This window comes from Streptomyces sp. NPDC036822 (assembly GCF_055609145.1).
In genome coordinates this window covers 256,284-273,593 of record NZ_JBVJPY010000004.1, presented here as the reverse complement: position 1 = coordinate 273,593, position 17,310 = coordinate 256,284, and the positions used below count along the sequence as shown (strand labels likewise).

General features: G+C 72.8%; 13 protein-coding genes and 1 pseudogene. 8 read left to right on the top strand and 6 right to left on the bottom strand.

Features of this window, described 5'->3' with window-relative positions; all coding sequences use genetic code 11:
- The first annotated feature begins 62 nt into the window (after positions 1-62).
- Positions 63-461 carry an FAD-dependent oxidoreductase gene (locus ACZ68P_RS11850; RefSeq protein ID WP_471005236.1) on the top strand — a complete coding sequence of 133 codons (399 nt, stop codon included), beginning with the start codon at positions 63-65 and terminating at the stop codon, positions 459-461.
- A 192-nt stretch (positions 462-653) separates the two neighbouring features.
- Here the strand turns inward: ACZ68P_RS11850 and ACZ68P_RS11845 are convergent, their stop codons facing one another.
- The 4 genes from ACZ68P_RS11845 to ACZ68P_RS11830 form a co-directional block, all read right to left on the bottom strand.
- Positions 654-962, bottom strand: coding sequence for a hypothetical protein (locus tag ACZ68P_RS11845; protein ID WP_471005235.1), 309 nt, complete (start codon positions 960-962; stop codon positions 654-656).
- A gap of 78 nt (positions 963-1,040) precedes the next feature.
- Positions 1,041-2,744: a BCCT family transporter gene (locus ACZ68P_RS11840; protein WP_471005234.1), complete on the bottom strand. Its 1,704-nt coding sequence runs from the start codon at positions 2,742-2,744 to the stop codon at positions 1,041-1,043.
- Positions 2,745-3,032: 288 nt separating this feature from the next.
- Complete coding sequence (locus tag ACZ68P_RS11835; protein WP_471005233.1) at positions 3,033-4,508, bottom strand: M14 family metallopeptidase; 1,476 nt, start codon at positions 4,506-4,508, stop codon at positions 3,033-3,035.
- Positions 4,509-4,615: 107 nt separating this feature from the next.
- A complete protein-coding gene (locus ACZ68P_RS11830; RefSeq protein WP_471005232.1) occupies positions 4,616-6,610 on the bottom strand; it encodes a Xaa-Pro dipeptidyl-peptidase in 1,995 nt (664 codons plus the stop codon).
- A 202-nt stretch (positions 6,611-6,812) separates the two neighbouring features.
- On the opposite strand from ACZ68P_RS11830, the gene ACZ68P_RS11825 reads away from it, so the two are divergent.
- From ACZ68P_RS11825 to ACZ68P_RS11795, 7 genes and pseudogenes are all read left to right on the top strand, one after another.
- Complete coding sequence (locus tag ACZ68P_RS11825; protein ID WP_471005231.1) at positions 6,813-8,339, top strand: M1 family metallopeptidase; 1,527 nt, start codon at positions 6,813-6,815, stop codon at positions 8,337-8,339.
- 135 nt (positions 8,340-8,474) lie between these two features.
- Entirely contained in the window at positions 8,475-9,482 is a 1,008-nt protein-coding gene (locus tag ACZ68P_RS11820; protein ID WP_471005230.1) for a hypothetical protein, read from the top strand.
- A gap of 221 nt (positions 9,483-9,703) precedes the next feature.
- Positions 9,704-10,732 carry a LacI family DNA-binding transcriptional regulator gene (locus ACZ68P_RS11815; RefSeq protein ID WP_471005229.1) on the top strand — a complete coding sequence of 343 codons (1,029 nt, stop codon included), beginning with the start codon at positions 9,704-9,706 and terminating at the stop codon, positions 10,730-10,732.
- A gap of 208 nt (positions 10,733-10,940) precedes the next feature.
- A pseudogene (locus ACZ68P_RS11810) lies at positions 10,941-12,233 on the top strand (ABC transporter substrate-binding protein); the annotation flags it as partial.
- Between the two features lie 222 nt (positions 12,234-12,455).
- Positions 12,456-13,298 carry a carbohydrate ABC transporter permease gene (locus ACZ68P_RS11805; protein WP_471005604.1) on the top strand — a complete coding sequence of 281 codons (843 nt, stop codon included), beginning with the start codon at positions 12,456-12,458 and terminating at the stop codon, positions 13,296-13,298.
- On the top strand, positions 13,295-14,131 hold the full coding sequence (locus ACZ68P_RS11800) for a carbohydrate ABC transporter permease (protein WP_365714585.1): 837 nt from the start codon (positions 13,295-13,297) through the stop codon (positions 14,129-14,131). Before ACZ68P_RS11805 ends, ACZ68P_RS11800 begins: the two co-directional genes overlap by 4 nt.
- A gap of 46 nt (positions 14,132-14,177) precedes the next feature.
- Entirely contained in the window at positions 14,178-15,545 is a 1,368-nt protein-coding gene (locus ACZ68P_RS11795; RefSeq protein WP_471005228.1) for a GH1 family beta-glucosidase, read from the top strand.
- Here the strand turns inward: ACZ68P_RS11795 and ACZ68P_RS11790 are convergent.
- Entirely contained in the window at positions 15,517-16,347 is an 831-nt protein-coding gene (locus ACZ68P_RS11790) for an oxygenase MpaB family protein (RefSeq protein WP_471005602.1), read from the bottom strand. The two genes, ACZ68P_RS11795 and ACZ68P_RS11790, sit on opposite strands and share 29 nt — an antisense overlap.
- A gap of 344 nt (positions 16,348-16,691) precedes the next feature.
- Positions 16,692-17,180, bottom strand: a complete 489-nt coding sequence (locus tag ACZ68P_RS11785; RefSeq protein WP_471005227.1) for a F0F1 ATP synthase subunit B family protein — start codon at positions 17,178-17,180, stop codon at positions 16,692-16,694.
- Between the last annotated feature and the right edge of the window lie 130 nt (positions 17,181-17,310).

Below are 17,310 nucleotides of genomic sequence, written 5' to 3'. Positions count from 1 at the left end.
GTACGGGAGCCGGGCGCCCCCGACGGGGGACGCGGTCGGCGCGTCGGGGCACGGTCCGCGCCATGGGCGGCGACGTGATCGTGGTGGGTGACGGGATCATCGGTCCGACCACCGGACTGACGCCGGCGGAGCGCGGGCCGCGGGTACGGGTGGGGTCGCGCGACCCGGCGGCGCGGACGACCTCGGCGGTGGCCGGGGCGCTGTGGCAGCCGTACCGGATCGAGCCGGAGGCGCAGGCCGGGGACTGGGCGCTGGAGTCGCCGCGGGTCCACGAGCGGTGCGCGGCCGATCCGGCGGCGGCGGGCCTGCGGCTGGTCGCCGGTGTCCACACGGACATGGTGCCGGAGGGGCTCGGGCCCTGGGCGCGGCAGGTCCCCGGACCCGCGCCACGAGCGGCGCGGCGGCCGGCCGGAACTCGCCGGGCGTGCGGCGCGGAACCGGCAGGCGTCCCCCTCCCCTGAGGGGCGGGGGGTGCCCGTCACGTCTCCTGCCGAAGACGGTCAGCCGGGCATGACGGTGGGGCACGAAGACCTCCGCGCGGTGAGTTCCCGGACAGCTCCCACCACACCGGAGGTCTTCGCCATGTTCAAGACCTGCCGAATGTCATCAACGCTCGTGACCGATACACCGAGGGCCTGAGCCGCGGGTCGGGGTCAGTTCCAGGGCTTGTGGGCGTTGTCGTCCGCGTCGACGCAGGCGCGGACGCGGCGGTCGAGGGCGTCGGCCTGGGCGCGCGCCTTGCGGGCCTCGGCCGTGGCGCCGAGCCGCTGGAGCTTGGCCGCCTTCGCGCGCAGGGAGTGCGACTGCTGACGCATCTTGTCGACCTCGCAGACGACCTTCTTGCCGCCGGCCGCCGAGGCGTCCGGGGCCGCCGCGGTCTGGCCGAGCAGCAGGCCGCCGGCGAGCAGCGTCGTCATGGTCAGGGCGGTCAGGGTGCGGCGCAGCGGTGTCGCGTGCTTCATGGGGGTTCTCCAACTTCCGGGCCGTGGGGACCCGTTCGGGAAACGTTTACTACCGACCGGTAACCCTAACCGAAACGATCAAGGACGCTCGTCCGGTGTACCCGCCCCCGGCCCGATGCGCAGTTCGAAGTCGCCGTCGTACTGCTCGTGGCCCGCGATCACGGCGGATTCGACGACCTCCACGCCCACCTCGCCCCGGACGATCAGCGGGTCCTCGCGCAGGTCCCTCATGAGTGCCAGGCACATGCCGAGCATCACGAGCACGAACGGGGCCGCCACCAGGATGGTGAGGTTCTGCAGGCCCGCGAGCGCGTCTCCCTGGCCGTCACCGATGAGGAGCATGATCGCGGCGACCGCTCCGGTGACCACACCCCAGAACACGACGACCGGGCGGGTGGGTTCGAAGGCGCCGCGCTGGGACAGCGTGCCCATGACGATCGAGGCCGCGTCCGCGCCGGAGACGAAGAAGATGCCGACGAGGATCATCACGAGAAGACTCGTCGTCCCGGTGAGGGGGAACTCCTGGAGCAGGCCGAAGAGCTGGCCCTCGGGCGTGGTCTCCCCCGCCAGCCGGCCCTCCTCGTCGAGCCTCATCGCCGTACCGCCGAAGATCGCGAACCAGACCAGACTGACGGCGCTCGGCACGAGGATGACGCCGCCGACGAACTGCCGGATCGTCCGGCCCCGGCTGATCCGGGCGATGAACATGCCGACGAACGGCGTCCAGGAGATCCACCAGGCCCAGTAGAAGACCGTCCAGCTGCCGAGCCAGGCGTGGATGTCCTCGCCGCTGGTCGCCTCGGTGCGGCCGGCCAGCTGGGGCAGGTCGCCGAGGTAGGCGGCGATGGAGGTGGGCAACAGGTCGAGGACGATGATGGTGGGGCCCGCGATGAAGACGAAGAGGGCCAGCACCAGCGCGAGCACCATGTTGGTGTTGGAGAGCCACTGGATACCCTTCTCGACCCCGGACACGGCGGAGAGCACGAAGGCCAGGGTGAGCACGGCGATGATGCCGACGAGCAGCCCGGTGCCGGTCTTGGCCATCCAGCCCAGCTCCTCGAACCCGCTGCCGATCTGCAGCGCGCCCAGGCCCAGCGAGGCGGCCGAGCCGAAGAGCGTGGCGAAGATCGCCAGGATGTCGATGACCCGGCCGGGACCGCCGTACGCCCGTCGCTCCCCCATCAGCGGGACGAAGACGGCGCTGATGGTCTGCCGCCGGCGGCGCCGGAAGGTGGAGTACGCGATGGCCAGCCCCACGACGGCGTAGATCGCCCAGGGGTGCAGCGTCCAGTGGAAGAGCGTGGTGGCCATCGCGATCTCCATCCGCTCCGCCGCGTCGGCGGGACGGGTGCCGGGCGGTGGAGTGCCGTAGTGCGCGAGCGGCTCGCTGACGCCGTAGAACATCAGGCCGATGCCCATGCCGGCGCTGAACATCATGGCGATCCAGGAGACGGTCCGGAACTCCGGGCCCTCGCCCTCCTGGCCGAGGGTGATCCGGCCGTAGCGGCTGATCGCCAGCCACAGCGCGAAGACGACGAAGCCGGAGGCCGCCAGCATGAACGCCCAGCCGCCGTTGCGGATCAGCCCGTCCAGAAGGCTGCTGGACGCGCTCTCCAGACTCTCGGTGGCCGTGGAGCCCCAGATGACGAAGGCCAGGGTGAGGACGGCCGTGACACCGAAGACGATCCGGTCGGTGCGAGCGGCGTGGAGCCGTTCGGGGTGGCCGGGGAGGTCGGCCGTCACCGGCAGCCACTCCCGGCCTCCCTTGACGCTCTTGGCCATGCGACCGGCCGGCCCTTCCCCGGCCGCTCCGTCCTTACGGCCCCGGCGGCGGCCCTCCCCGCCGGCCCGGGTGGCCCCGGTCTCCCCGCCCGCTCCGCCGTCCTGGCCGAACGGGCCGCCCCGGCCCCTTCGGCTCTCCTGCCCGTCCCGGCCTTCCCGGTCGGCGTCTCCTCCACGTCCGCCCGGGGGCGGGTCTTCCTGCGACACAGATGACACCTTTCGCACCATGACGGGGCAAACTCACTGTCTCCGTAACGCAGTACCACAGGTCGGACCGAAGTCAGCGGATCAACAGACCTCCACGGGTCGTCCGTCGGTCAACCGGTAGGTCGCGCGGCCGTCGAGGAGCAGGGGGACGAGGGCGCGCTGCGCCTGGCGCAGGGGGACGAACCACCCGTCGCCGCTCCGGCGGACCGTGATCCCGTGCAGGGCGAGCTCGTCGCCGAACTCGGCGTACTGCGCTCCGTCGAGCCGGTAGCCGCAGGGCGGGTCGGCCAGGATCTCGCCGGGCTCCGGAGGGTCGTTGTCCGCGCCGCCCAGCAGGACGGGACCCCGGTCGGCGAAGCCGGCCCGCCGGGCCGCCGCCGTGGCCGCGACGAGAGGTCCGCGCCGCTCGTCGAGGTAGGCGAAGGCCCCCTTCAGCGCGGCGAGTTGCGTGGTCACCCTGCGCCGCTTGTTGCGGGCGTGGTCGTCCTTCTCCGCCGCGTTCAGGGCCTCGACCCGGGTCTCGACGAGCAGGCCGACGGAGTGCTTGACGCCGGCCGTGTTGCGCAGGATGCGCTCCTGTCCGTCGCCCGCCACCTGCTTGATCGGACGCCCGGTCAGCGGGTCGGTCCAGATGCCGTACACCCCGCTGCCGAAACCGGCCGCGCCGGCGGCCGGCCGGACGTAGGACTCCGACAGGGTGTGGGCCTCGTCGTGGACCCGGGCGGCGGTGTTGGGGTTGCGGGGCCAGAGCGCGAGCAGGTCCTTGTCGTAGTACGGGGAGGTGCCGCCGTACTCGTGCAGGTCGTGGATCACCTCCGGGCGCCGGTCACGGATCACGGCGGCGAGCGCGCGCCCCTCGGCGGTCATGAGGGCGATGTGGTCGCGGTTGACGTCGACACCGTCGGCGTTGCCCCGGCTGTCGACCTCCCGGCCGTCGGGGTTGGCCGTCGGGACGACGAGGACGGTGGTGCGGGAGAGGAAGCGGAGGGTCGCGGCGTCGCGCGCGTACGCCAGGTCCCGGACCGTGCTCAGGCACGCCTCGCGGCCCGACGGCTCGTCACCGTGCTGGCTGCAGATGAGCAGCACGGTGACGGCCGCTGGCCGGCCGGTCGCGTCGGCGCGAGCACCGGTGGGGGCGCCGCTGTGGGCGCCCGCGCCGAGCGTGACCAGGCGGATCGGGCGGCCCTGCTTCGTCACGCCGACGGAGCGGACGGAGACGCGGTCGCCGGAGCGGTCGACGGCCGCCAGGAAGGCGCGTTCCTCGGCCTCCGTGGTCCAGCGGGCGCCCCGGCTCGTCTCGAAGCCGGTCCGCGGGGACGACGCCGGCGCCGCGGAACCGGCGGCCTCGGCGGGGACCGTGACGAGCGGGAGCACGAGGGCGGCGACGCCGGCCGCGAGCGCGAGCGTGCGCCGTACGGCACCGCGCGCCCGCCCGTGCGGGGGGCGGACCGCCGGTCCGTGGCCGGTCGAGGGGCCGGGTGTCGGCCCGGCGCCCGTGGAGGGGCCGGGCGTCGCCCCAAGGCCCGTCGAGAGACCGGGTGTCGGCGTGCCGCTCATCGGCGGGCGCGACCCCGACCCGGCGCCCTCCGAAGGGCCGGGCATCGGCCCCACCGCAGGGCCGGGCGTCGGCCCGGCGCCCGGCGAGGGGCCCGTCGGCGTGCCGCTCATCGCAGGCCTCGCGGGATCGGGTGGCCGGAGCGCTGAGGTGCGGTCAGCCCCTTCGGCGTCTGCTCGGCCGGCGCCGGGCGGGCGTCCCATGGTCCGGACGTGGCCCGGACGAAGGCGGGGGCGCCGCCGACCAGCGGCAGCTTCGCCGAGGTGTGCGCGAGGTCGAGCGTGAGGGTCGGTGGGGTCGACGGCGGGTCGAGGAGGTCCCTGTCGGTGCCCCCGACGATCAGGGCGAGCCGGTGACCGGCCGGGACGACATGGTCGGTCGCCGCCAGGTCCAGGGTGATCGTGTACGCCCTGCCCGGGGTCAGCGGACGGCCCTTGCGCGGGTCGGCCCAGGTCCCCAGGTCCGCCCAGCCGCGGCTGACGACCGTGTGGCCGACGTCCGCCGTCCGGGCCCGGGTCTCCTTGTAGCAGGCGCTGTCGCCGCTCGTGCTCGCACCCCAGCAGGTGCGTGCGGTGAGCGTGGTGATGCCTTCGCCGGCCGCCGCGTAGTCGCGGATGGTGTCCGGTCCGATGTCGACGAGTACGGCGGTCAGGTGCGCCGTCCCGGTGGTGGGCGTGGCCGTGACCGTCACCTTCGAGGACCCGGCGATCCGGAGGTCGCGGTCGAGGGGGCGGGTGACGAACCCGGCCTTCGCGGGGGTCGGGCTGTCGATCCGCGCGGCCCAGTCGTCCTCCCCGAGGCTCGGGTCGTCGGTGAAGGTCTCGGTGGCGCCGGGCGCCCCGGGGAGCAGTCCGAGGGTGCCGACCCCGGGCGCGGTGCCCGTGCCCGGGCGCAGGGTGGTGGGCGCGGTGGTGCGCGGCGGCCAGACGCGGTCGGTGGTCCAGCGGTCCGGTGTGCGTTCGATGTCCGCCATCGGCTCGCGGTCGATGCCGTTGTCGTGGCCGAGGAGGTAGTGGTCGAACCAGCGGTGCAGGGTGCGGACCCAGTCGGCGCGGCGGAAGTCGAAGGGGTCGACGTGACCGGTCTGCGAGAGCCAGATCTTGCGCTCGACACCCCGGGCGGCGAGGGCGTCCCACCACCGCCCGAACTGCTGGGCGCGGACGTTCAGGTCCTGCTGCCCGTGCACGACGAAGACACTGGCCTTCACCCGTGCGGCGCTCTGGACGTGGTCGCGCTCGCTCCAGGCCGGGGTCCAGTCCCCGCTGTAGGGGGTGGCCGCCGCGATCCGTTCCTGGACGGCGCCGCAACGTTCCTTCGCCTCGGGGGAGGCGACGTAGTCGGAGAGCCAGCTCGGGTTGGCGTCGTAGAGCGGGGCGCCCTGGGAGTGGAAGTAGTCGTACCAGGACGAGATCGCGCCGATCGGCACGATGGTCTTCAGGCCCTCGACACCGGTGGCGGCGACGCCGTTGGCGATGGTGCCGTCCCAGCTCTTGCCGATCATGCCGACCCGGCCGGTGGACCAGGTGGTGGCCCGGGCGCGGGTGTCACCGGTGCGGGTGGTGTAGCCGGCGGCGCGGCCGTTCAGCCAGTCGACGACGGCCTTGGCGGACAGGACGTCGGACCGGCCTCCGACGTCGTCGCAGCCGTCGGAACGGCTGGTGCCGGCGAGGTCGACGGCGACGAAGGCGTAGCCGCGCGGGACGAAGTAGTTGTCGTAGAAGAGCGGGAAGCCGACGGGGTCGCCGTCGGCGTCGTAGGTCTTCTTCTGGCCTTCGTTGCCCCGGCCGCAGCAGGCGTAGTAGGGGCTGGCGTCCATGATGACCGGGATTCTCCGGCCGGCCGCGGCGGGCTCCCGGGGCCGGACGATGTCGGCCGCGACCCGGTCGGATCGGCCGTCCCCGTCGCCGTCGAGGCCGGTGTCCACCCAGACGGACTCCCGGACGGCGTCGGCATAGGAGTGGACGGGCGCCGACTCCCTTACACCGGGCGCCGCTTGGGCTCCGGTGGGGGTGAGGAGCGCGGTCATCAGGGCGGCCGTGGCGGCCGTCACCAGGGTTCTGCACGACAGACGGGCTCTGCGGGTTGTCCGCACACGTATCGGCATGGGGCGGAACGTACCGTCGTCAACTCCCGAGCGAAAGAGTGCCGTCGGGAGCCGGGCGGTGCGGATGCTTCATGTCGGCCGAATGGCGATCGTGTGACAGGAGGGCCCATGGACATGACGACCGTCGGCGGGCCTGAATAGTGTCGATAAGGACCGACGGCTACCCGCACGTCTTACGTCTCTTACGACTTGGAGCCCTCCTGTGCACCGCAGAATCATCGTTCCGAGCGCTCTCGCGGCCTCTCTCCTGCTGGCGATCCCGGCATCGGCCGCCGACTTCGTTCCGGGCGCCCCGGGCATCGGCGATCCCTACTACCCGGCCAGTGGCAACGGCGGTTACGACGTCTCCCACTACGACCTGCGGCTGACCTACCAGCCCGCCACCGACCTCCTGGAGGGCACGGCGACGATCCTCGCCACCACGACGCAGAACCTGTCCCGCTTCAACCTCGACCTCGGACTGAAGGTCAGCGAGGTGCGGGTGAACGGCAAGAAGGCGCGTTTCACCACCTCGGGCGAGCAGGAGCTGGAGATCACCCCGGCCGCTCCGCTGGAGAAGAACCGTTCCGTCTCGGTCGTGGTGCGCTACGCCGGCAAGCCTTCCGAGGTGAGGATAGGCGGCTGGACGGCCTGGCACCGCACCCCCGACGGAGGCGTCGCGGCCCAGGAGCCGGACTCGGCCGCCTGGTGGTTCCCCTCCAACGACCACCCACTGGACAAGGCCACCTTCGACGTCTCGGTCTCCGTGCCGGACGGCACCCAGGCGATCAGCAACGGCGTGCTGCAGTCGCAGTCGTCACGGCTCGGCTGGACCCGCTACAACTGGCGCTCGAACAAGCCCCAGGCGACCTATCTGGCCACGCTCGCCGTCGGGAAGTTCGACATCACGACCGACAAGACCGCGAAGGGACTGCCCGTCCTCAACGCGTACAGCAGGGACCTCGGCGACAACGCGGGCGCGGCGCGCGCGAGCGTCGAGCGGACGACCGAGGTCGCGGAGTGGCTGGAGGAGGTCTTCGGACCGTACCCCTTCAACGCGCTCGGCGGATACGTCCCGAACGTGACGAGCGGGTACGCCCTGGAGACCCAGACCCGGCCGTTCTACAGCCCGCGCCAGTTCGCCAACGGGGCGAACGTCTCCGTCGTCGTGCACGAGCTGGCGCACCAGTGGTACGGCGACAGCGTCTCGGTCGACCGCTGGAAGGACATCTGGGTCAACGAGGGCTTCGCCCGCTACAGCCAGTGGCTGTGGTCCGAGAAGGAGGGCGAGGGCACCGCCCAGGAGCTGGCCGACTACGTGTACGCCGGCCGCGCGGCCGACGACCCGTTCTGGACGGTGAAGCCGGGTGACCCCGGTCCGGACAACCAGTTCCACATCGCCGTCTACGACCGGGGCGCGCTGGCGCTCCAGGCGCTGCGGAACGAGATCGGCGACGAGGACTTCTTCGCCCTGCTCAAGGGCTGGCCCACGGAGTTCGCGTACGGCAACGCCGAGGTCGGCGACTTCGTACGGTACGCCGAGCGGATCTCGGGCAAGCCGCTGGCCGGGCTCTTCGACACCTGGCTCTACCAGCCGGTGAAGCCGGCCGCGCCGGCGGCCGCGCGCGCCGGAGTCTCGGCGCGGACGGCGGCCACCGCTCCGGCCACGAAGCCGGTGCCGCCGAAGTCCTGGAAGAAGATCGCGGAGACGAACACGATCCACGAGCACGAGACGCACGACGCGCACTGATCACCGCCGCGCGCCCCTGCCCCGTCCCTCCGTGGGCGGGCAGGGGCGCGCCTCCCGCCCCGGCCCCCGTCCGCTTCCCCCCGCCCTCCGGTTAGGGTCACCGGTGGTGCGGACGGCGAGTGGAGGGAACCGGCCATGGGCGTGGAGGGGTACGGCGATCCGGCCGTGCGCGAGGCCGGGTACGGCGATCCGGCGGTGCGCGAGGCCGTCGCGCGGCGGATCGGTGCCGCGTGGGGACTCGAACTGCCCGGTTCCTACTTCCGCTTCCTGGACTTCCTGGCCGCGCTCGGGCCCGTCGAGCGGCGGGCGCTACGGGACCTGGACCTCGCGCCCTGGGGTGTGACGGACCTCTTCGCCGACCCCGGCGCCGTGCCGCGTGACGGTCTCGACCTCCGGACGCACGGCCGCTACTACCGCGATCCGCCGGAGTTCCTGACGTTCCTGCACGGCGGCTCCGACGGACTGCACTTCGGTCTGTGGTCCGACGACGGGCGCACCTGTACGGGCGTCGGCTCGTACCGGAACGACGAAGGCGAGGGCATCGACCTCGGTCACCGCACCCCGCTGGAGGCCGTGCGCGCACGCGTCGAGGCGGCGCAGCGCGACCTGGCGGAGTACGCGGCCGACGGCGACGAGGAGGAGACGGCCCGGCTCGCCGGCCTCGGGGCGCTGCGCGGCCTGCTCCTGGAGTTCGAGACGGCGGAGCGCCCGGAGACGGGGGCGGCCTACGCGCAGGCGTACGACGGCCACAGGCCGGACGCGGACCCCCGCCGGATCACGACCCTGGACGGTGCGGGCGCCCTGGTCTCCGGGAAGACCGCGCTGGACCGCCCGCCGCACAACACCGCCGACACCTACCGCTTCGGCACGTTCGTGGAGCAGCTGTTCGACGACACCGTGGCGCTCCGGAACGCCCGGGAGGAGGCCCTGCGGCGCGCCGCCGCGGGGGACCCCGCCGAGGCGCTGGTACTCGGCCGGGATCTGCACCAGGCGTCGTACGGCGACCGCGAGCGGGAGGACTACGCGGGCGAGCTGCTGGCCCTCGCCTACCGGGCACTGGACCGCCCCGCACTCGCGGGGATCGCCGAGGCCCACCACCGCCACCGGTCGCTGCCGACCGTGGACGTGCTGCGGCGCGACTGAGGGGCGCCCTGCCGAAGAGGCAGGGGACCGGCGGGACGGAACGCGCCGCGGCCGGCCCTCGGGCGGGCACGCGAGCGGGCCCGTCGGGCGAGCGGCAGGTGAGAGCGCTTTCACCGGCCCGCCCCCGCGCGCCGACCACCCGTTACCCTCGTCCCTGTCAGCACCGTCGCACAGCGTCGTACACCGACGTCCCCCGTGGTCACGCCCGTGAGGAGCCACCCTTGAGCGAACCGACGTCCGGGCTTCGCCCCACCCTGGAAGCCGTCGCCGAACGCGCCGGAGTGTCCCGGGCGACGGTGTCCCGTGTCGTCAACGGCGGGGTCGGGGTCCGCGAGGTGCTGGTGGAGAAGGTGCGCAAGGCTGTCGAGGAGCTGGGCTACATCCCCAACCACGCGGCCAGGACCCTCGTGACCCGGCGAAACGGGGCGGTCGCCGTGATCATCGCCGAGCCCGAGTTCCGGATCTTCTCGGATCCGTTCTTCGAACAGCAGATACGGGGCATCAGCCGCGAGCTGACCGCGCACGACGCCCAGCTGGTCCTGCTCTGGGTGGAGGGGCCCGGCGACCACGAACGGATCGCGCGGTACCTCGGCGGCGGCCATGTCGACGGCGCGCTCGCCTTCTCGCTGCACAACGACGACGAACTGCCCGCGATCGTGCGGCGCGTTCAGGTTCCGACGGTGTTCGGCGGGCGCCCGGGCTGGACGGGGCCCGCGGGCGAGCCGGCGGTCCCCTACGTCGACTGCGACAACCGGGGCGGTGCCCGGGCCGCCGTCCGCCATCTGCGCCGCACCCTCGGACGCCGGACCATCGCGCACATCACGGGGCCCGGCGACCAGACGTCCGCGCTCGACCGTCTCGACGGGTACCGGGACGAGCTGCCCGACGCCGATCCCGCCCTGGTGGAGGAGGGAGCGTTCACCGAGGAGAGCGGGGCGCGGGCGATGGCCGCGCTGCTGCGGCGGCGGCCCGATCTGGACGCCGTGTTCGTGGCCAACGATCTGATGGCGTCGGGGGCGCTGCGCGCGCTGCGCGAGCGGGGCCGCCGCGTGCCCGAGGACGTCGCGCTCGTCGGCTTCGACGACATGCTCCAGGTGGCGGAGGCGACCGATCCGCCGTTGTCGACGGTCCATCAGGACGTCGAGGGAATGGGGCGGTTGATGGTGCGCCTGCTGATGAGGACTCTGGACGGCGAGGGCGCCGAGCCGGTGATCACTCCGACCGAGCTGGTCCTGCGCGCCTCCGCCTGAGCCTGCCGGGGGCCGCCGGGCGGGCCGCCCGTCGGGGTGCTCCCCCACGGTGACCGGCCGCTCGTCCCCAACTGTTTCGCGTTCGACTCTTGACGGGAAGCGCGCCGGAGAGGCACGCTCCTGACGCATTCCTGAGAGCGCTCTCAAAACGTGGACCAGAACGTTTCCGAGCGTTTCTCGACGGACCCCGAAGCCAAGGGAGGCTTCCATGCCCACTGCCCGAGCCGCCAGGAGAACCGCCGTCCGACTCGGCGCGGTCGCCCTCGCCGGGGCTCTCCTCGCCGCCTGTGGATCCGGTGGATCCGACGGCACCTCCGACAGCGCGGGCGGAAAGGTCACGATCACCGTCGACCTCTTCGGCTCGTTCGGCTACAAGGAGGCCGGGCTGTACGCCGCGTACGAGAAGCTCCACCCGAACGTCACGATCAAGCAGACCGACACCGAGGACGAGCAGGACTACTGGAAGTCGCTGCAGACCCGGCTGGCCGGCGGCGGCGGGCTCGCCGACGTCCAGGGCATCGAGGTCGGCCGGATCGCCTCCGTCACCCAGCAGCAGGCGGACAAGTTCGAGGACCTGACGAAGTACGGCGCCGACAAGCTCGCCGGCGAGTTCGCCCCCGCCACCTGGTCCGCCGCCACCACGAAGGACGGCAAGGTCCTCGGCCTCGGCACCGACGTCGGCCCCGAGGCCCTGTGCTACCGCACCGACCTCTTCAAGCAGGCCGGACTGCCGACGGACCGCGCCGAGCTGGCACAGAAGTGGTCCACCTGGGAGGGCTACCTGGCGCTCGGCAAGCAGTACCAGGCCAAGGCCCCCGGCAAGAGCGCCTGGATGGACAGCGTCGGCAGCCTCTACACCGTCATGGTCGGACAGGAGAAGGAGCGCTACTACGACGCCTCGGGCAAGCTGATCTACGCCGAGAACCCGGCCGTGCAGCACGCCTGGAAGACCTCGACGGAGGCGGCCGAGGCCGGCCTGAGCGCCAAGCTCGACCAGTGGTCGCCGCAGTGGAACCAGGCGTTCTCCGCCGGCTCCTTCGCCACCCTTCCCTGCCCCGCCTGGATGCTCGGCTACATCAAGGGCCAGGCCGGTGACGCGGGCAAGGGCAAGTGGGACATCGCCAAGCTGCCCGGCGGCGCCGGGAACTGGGGCGGGTCCTACCTCACCGTCCCCCGCGCGGCGAAGCACAAGAAGGAGGCGTACGAGCTGATCCAGTGGCTGACCGCCCCGGCCCAGCAGGCGACCCTCTTCCGGAAGCAGGGCAACTTCCCCTCCTCGACCGGTGCGATCGCCCAGGTCGCCACGGCGACGGACGCGTACTTCTCCGGCGCGCCGATCGGGCAGATCTTCGGCGACGCGGCGAAGGCGGCGCCCGTCCAGGTCCTCGGCGTCCACGACAAGAACGTCGCCGACCAGATCACCAACGCGCTGAGCGAGGTGGAGCGCAAGGGGACGTCCCCGGACAAGGCGTGGTCGAACGCGCGGAAGGGCGTGGAGAACGCCCCGCCCGCGCCCCCGGGCCCCCGCCCTCGCCGCCGGCCCCCGCTCTCCGCCTCCCTCCGCACCTCCCCCGACCGACCGAAGGGCCGCACCGTGACCCTCACCGCCTCCGGGCCGACGACGGCACCCGTCCCGCCGTCGCCGGCCCGGTCCACCGGCGGCACCCGCCGCAGCCGGTGGGCCGCCTTCGTCCCGTACGCCTATCTCGCCCCGTTCTTCACCCTGTTCGCGGCCTTCGGGCTCTTCCCGCTCCTCTACACCGCCTTCGTGTCGCTCTACCGGGTCGAGCTCCAGACCCCCGGCGACATGCAGTGGCGGGGCCTCGGCAACTACACGGCGCTGCTGACCGACGAGTTCTTCTGGACCGCGCTGCGCAACACGTTCACCATCGGGGTCCTGTCCACCGTCCCCCAGCTGGCCATGGCGCTCGGACTGGCGCACCTGCTCAACTACAAGCTGCGGGGCCGGACCTTCTTCCGCACCGCCATGCTCCTGCCCTACGCGACCTCGGTCGCCGCCGCCACGCTGGTCTTCGCCCAGCTGTTCGGCCGTGACTTCGGGCTGGTCAACTACGTCCTCTCCCTGGTGGGGTTCGGTCCGGTCGACTGGCAGAACAGCACCCTCGCCTCCCAGATCGCCGTCTCGTCGATCGTCGTCTGGCGCTGGACCGGCTACAACGCGCTGATCTACCTCGCGGGCATGCAGTCGATCCCCACCGAGCTCTACGAGGCGGCGGAGATGGACGGCGCCTCACGGTGGCGGCAGTTCCTCCATGTCACCCTGCCCGGCCTGCGCCCCACGATCGTCTTCACCACCGTCGTCTCCACGATCGGCGCAACCCAGCTCTTCGGTGAGCCGCTGCTCTTCGAGGGCTCGGTCTCGGGCGGCATCTCGCACCAGTACCAGACCCTCGGGCTGTACCTGTACGAACAGGGCTGGGGCTTCTTCCACCTGGGCCGGGCGGCCGCGATCGCCTGGCTGATGTTCCTGCTCATCCTCCTCCTGGTCGGGGTCAACGCCCTCATCGCGCAGCGCCGTTCACGTCGAGAGGAGGGCCGGGCATGACCGTGCGCCCCGCCCGTACGGGTCACGGCGGCAGGATCACCTACGCGATCCTCATCCTCGCCGTGCTCGTCTCCGCGTTCCCGTTCTACTGGACCATCGTGGCCGCCAGCCGGTCCAACGCCGATCTGGCCCAGGTCCCGCCGACCCTGCTGCCGGGGTCGAACCTGTTCCACAACTTCGAGGCGGTGATGGAGGAGGCCGACATCGGCACGGCGCTCCTCAACTCGCTGATCGTCTCCGGCTCGATCACCGTCGGCACCGTGCTGTGCTGCACGCTGGCCGGCTTCGCCTTCGCCAAGCTGCGCTTCCGCGGCCGGGGGGCGCTGCTGGCGGTCACGGTCGGCACGATGATGATCCCGCCGCAGCTGGGGGTGATCCCGCTCTTCATGGTCATCGCCGAGCTGGGCTGGGTGAACCAGCTCCAGTCGGTGATCCTGCCCGGGCTCGTCTCGGCCTTCGGGGTCTTCTTCATGCGCCAGTTCCTGGTGCAGTCGCTGCCGGACGAACTCATCGAGGCGGCCCGCGTCGACGGCGCCTCCTCCGCCCGCATCTTCTGGTCGATCGTGGTGCCGATCGCCCGGCCGGGCATGGCCGTGCTCGGGCTGCTCACCTTCATGGCCGCCTGGAACGACTTCTTCTGGCCGATCGTGGCCCTGTCCTCGCAGAACCCGACCGTGCAGGTCGCGCTGCGCCAGCTGGGCGGCGGATACGTCCACGACCAGTCGGTGATCATGGCGGGGACGCTGCTCGGCACCCTGCCCGTGCTGCTCGTCTTCGGCCTGCTGGGCCGGCAGATCGTCGGCGGCATCATGCAGGGCGCGGTCAAGGGCTGACCCCCTCCTCTCCTTCCCTCTTCCTCGTCACGGGAGTTCCCCACCCATGAACGCTCTCTTCCCTGCCGGCTTCCGCTGGGGTTCGGCCACCGCCGCCTACCAGATCGAGGGTGCGGCGGCCGAGGACGGCCGCACGCCGTCCATCTGGGACACCTTCAGCCGGACGCCGGGCAAGGTGCGCAACGGCGACACCGGTGACATCGCCGCGGACCACTACCACCGGGTGCGCGAGGACGTCGCCCTGATGAAGGAGGTGGGGATCACCGACTACCGGTTCTCCCTCTCCTGGCCGCGGATCCGGCCGACCGGGTCCGGGCCGGCCGCCCAGAAGGGCCTGGACTTCTACCGCTCGCTGGTCGACGAGCTCCTCGACGCGGGAATCCGGCCCGTGGCCACCCTGTACCACTGGGACCTGCCGCAGGAGCTGGAGGACGCCGGGGGCTGGCCGGAGCGCGCGACCGCCGAACGGTTCGCCGAGTACGCCTCGCTCGCCGCCGAGGCGCTGGGCGACCGGGTCCCCACCTGGACGACGCTCAACGAACCCTGGTGCGCGGCGTTCCTGGGGTACGGCTCCGGCGTCCACGCACCCGGCCGGACCGACGAGGCGGCGTCCCTGCGCGCCGCCCACCACCTCAACCTGGCGCACGGTCTGGCCGTCCAGGCCCTGCGCGAGGCGCTTCCGGGCTCGTCCGAGGTGTCGCTGACGCTCAACCTCCATGTGATCAGGGCGCTGTCCGACGCGCCGGAGGACCGTGACGCGGCCCGCCGGATCGACGCGGTCGGCAACCGCGTCTTCCTCGACCCGGTCTTCCACGGCCGGCTCCCGGAGGACCTGGTGGCCGACACGGCGCACCTCACGGACTGGTCCTTCGTCCGGGACGGCGATCTGAAGACGATCTCCACGCCGATCGACTCGCTCGGCGTCAACTACTACTCCCCCTCCGTCGTCGCCGCGGGCACCTCGGAGACCCCCTCGCCGTGGCCCGGCGCCGCGGAGCGGGTGCGGTTCCTGCCGGCGCCGGGACCGCGGACGGCGATGGACTGGCCGGTGGACGCGGACGGGCTGTACGAGCTGCTGGTGCGGCTGCGGGACGAGCTGCCGGGGGTGCCCCTGCTGATCACCGAGAACGGGGCGGCGTACGACGACTACGCCGACCCGGAGGGCGAGGTCCACGACCCGGAGCGGGTGGCCTACCTGGACGCGCATCTCGCGGCCACCCACCGGGCGATCGCCGACGGGGCGGACGTGCGCGGCTACTTCCTCTGGTCGCTGCTCGACAACTTCGAGTGGGCGTACGGCTACGGCAAGCGGTTCGGGATCGTGTACGTGGACTTCGCGAGCCAGCGCCGTACGCCGAAGGACAGCGCCCGCTGGTACGCGCAGGTCATCGCGCGCGGTGGGCTGCTGCGCTGATCCGGGCCCGGCGCCGGGCCTCCCGTGCCATGGGGAGGTAGCGCAGCCGCTCGGGAAGGAGCGGCACCGCGGTGCGGACGGCCAGGGAGAAGCGGCGCAGCCGCTTCTCCTGCCGGTCGCTCCAGGCCAGGCCTATGGCCTCGCGGGCGTCCGGTGGCATGAGGCCGACCGTGACGAAACGGCGGAAGCGGGCGAGGCGGGGCAGGAGCAGCGGCCACAGCAGCCGGAGCAGCCACCGCAGCGGCAGCGGGCCCCGGTCGGGCGGCGGCACCGGCTGTCCGGGGTCGACCAGCTCGCGGACGACGACGGTGGCTTCGAGTTCGTCGCGGAGCACGGCGCGGTAGTACGGCCAGAACTCCTCGATCGTCGGGGGCATGTCCCGGTCGTGGATGCCGAGTATCCGGCCGACCTGGAGCCACTCGGCGTAGAGCTGCCGTTCCTGGGCCGCGGTGAGCGGGCGGGCGAGGTAGCGCAGACCCTGGCGGTAGACGGGGAAGCCGGTGGCGTGGACCCAGGCGTAGTGGGCGGGGGTGAGCGCGTGATAGCGGCGGCCCCGGGCGTCGGTGCCCTGGATGGTCCGGTGGAGCCGCCGCAGCCGTCGGCCCTCCTCGGCCGCGGCCTCGCCGCCGTAGACCCACAGCTGTACCGAGCGCAGCGAGCGTTCGCCGCGGCCCCAGGGGTCGGTGCGGAAGACGGAGTGTTCGTCGACTCCGGCGCCGACGGCGGGGTGGGCGACCTGCAGGGTGAGCGCGGCGGGCAGCATCAGCAGCGCACGGACGTCCCCGGCCACGCTCCAGAGCACGCCCCCGACGGGCGGCGGTGCGGGCTCGGTCCTGGGCGGCGGTGCGGGGTCGGCCGCCGTCCCGGGCGCCGGGGACCCAGGAGCCGCCGCCGGTGCGACGAGGCCGTCCGCCGCTTCCCTCGGGGCGCCGTGCTCGGCCGCTCCCGTCGCGCCCGGCCGCGGCGATGGCGCGGTGTCCGGCGCCGGGGCGGCGGAGTGCGCGGGGTCCTTCGGTGCGGTCACGCCGTTGCCCTCCTCACACTCTCAGCCTGCCCTTTCCGGCCCTCGCAGGCAAAGGGGCATACGGATCGGGGCCGCGTCCCGGGCGTGAGCCCGGGACGCGGCCCCGTACGACGTGGTGCGGGTCAGGCGCGGTCGGCGCCGACCGGCTCGCCGACGATGCGGCCGGCCAGCGCGCGGGCCCAGGCGTCGACGTCGTCGGTGAGCTCGCGCTCGGCGGCGGCGCGCTCGGCGGCGATGCGCTCGGCACCGGCGGCGAGGATCGCGTCGCGCTCGGCGATGCCCTCGGCACGGGCGGCGGCGATGGCGGCCGCGCCCTCCTCGGTGGCACGGGAGCGGATGCGGGCGGCCTCGTGACGCGCCTCGGCGAGCTCCGCCTCGTACTGCTCACGGATCCCGGCGGCCTCGGCGCGCAGGTCGTCGGCGCGCTCGGTGCCGCCGCCGATCGCGTCCTCGCGCTCGGCGAGGGTGCGGTTGATCTTCGGCAGGATGCCCTTCGCCAGGATGAGGAAGGTGAGGGCGAACAGCACGACGCCGAGGATGAGCTCCGCCGTGACGGGGTTGAGCGGACCGAGGTCCATGTTGAAGATCGTCGAATTCTGCGCGAGGGTCATGCGCGCATCCTACCTGGTCGCAAAAACGACTTTTCGTGCGAACAGGTGCGGGTGCCGGAGAGTTGGCGTGCTGGTGCGGCCCGCGCAAGATTCCCGGCACCGCATGGCTACCGAAAGGTAACTATGGCTG

Bases quoted from the DNA above. Each gene is read 5' to 3' on its own strand.
- ACZ68P_RS11830 (WP_471005232.1), bottom strand. From the start codon at position 6,610: ATGCCGATACGTGTGCGGACAACCCGCAGAGCCCGTCTGTCGTGCAGA.
- ACZ68P_RS11845 (WP_471005235.1), bottom strand. From the start codon at position 962: ATGAAGCACGCGACACCGCTGCGCCGCACCCTGACCGCCCTGACCATG.
- ACZ68P_RS11850 (WP_471005236.1), top strand. From the start codon at position 63: ATGGGCGGCGACGTGATCGTGGTGGGTGACGGGATCATCGGTCCGACC.
- ACZ68P_RS11785 (WP_471005227.1), bottom strand. From the start codon at position 17,180: ATGACCCTCGCGCAGAATTCGACGATCTTCAACATGGACCTCGGTCCG.
- ACZ68P_RS11795 (WP_471005228.1), top strand. From the start codon at position 14,178: ATGAACGCTCTCTTCCCTGCCGGCTTCCGCTGGGGTTCGGCCACCGCC.
- ACZ68P_RS11840 (WP_471005234.1), bottom strand. From the start codon at position 2,744: ATGGCCAAGAGCGTCAAGGGAGGCCGGGAGTGGCTGCCGGTGACGGCC.
- ACZ68P_RS11820 (WP_471005230.1), top strand. From the start codon at position 8,475: ATGGGCGTGGAGGGGTACGGCGATCCGGCCGTGCGCGAGGCCGGGTAC.
- ACZ68P_RS11835 (WP_471005233.1), bottom strand. From the start codon at position 4,508: ATGAGCGGCACGCCGACACCCGGTCTCTCGACGGGCCTTGGGGCGACG.
- ACZ68P_RS11800 (WP_365714585.1), top strand. From the start codon at position 13,295: ATGACCGTGCGCCCCGCCCGTACGGGTCACGGCGGCAGGATCACCTAC.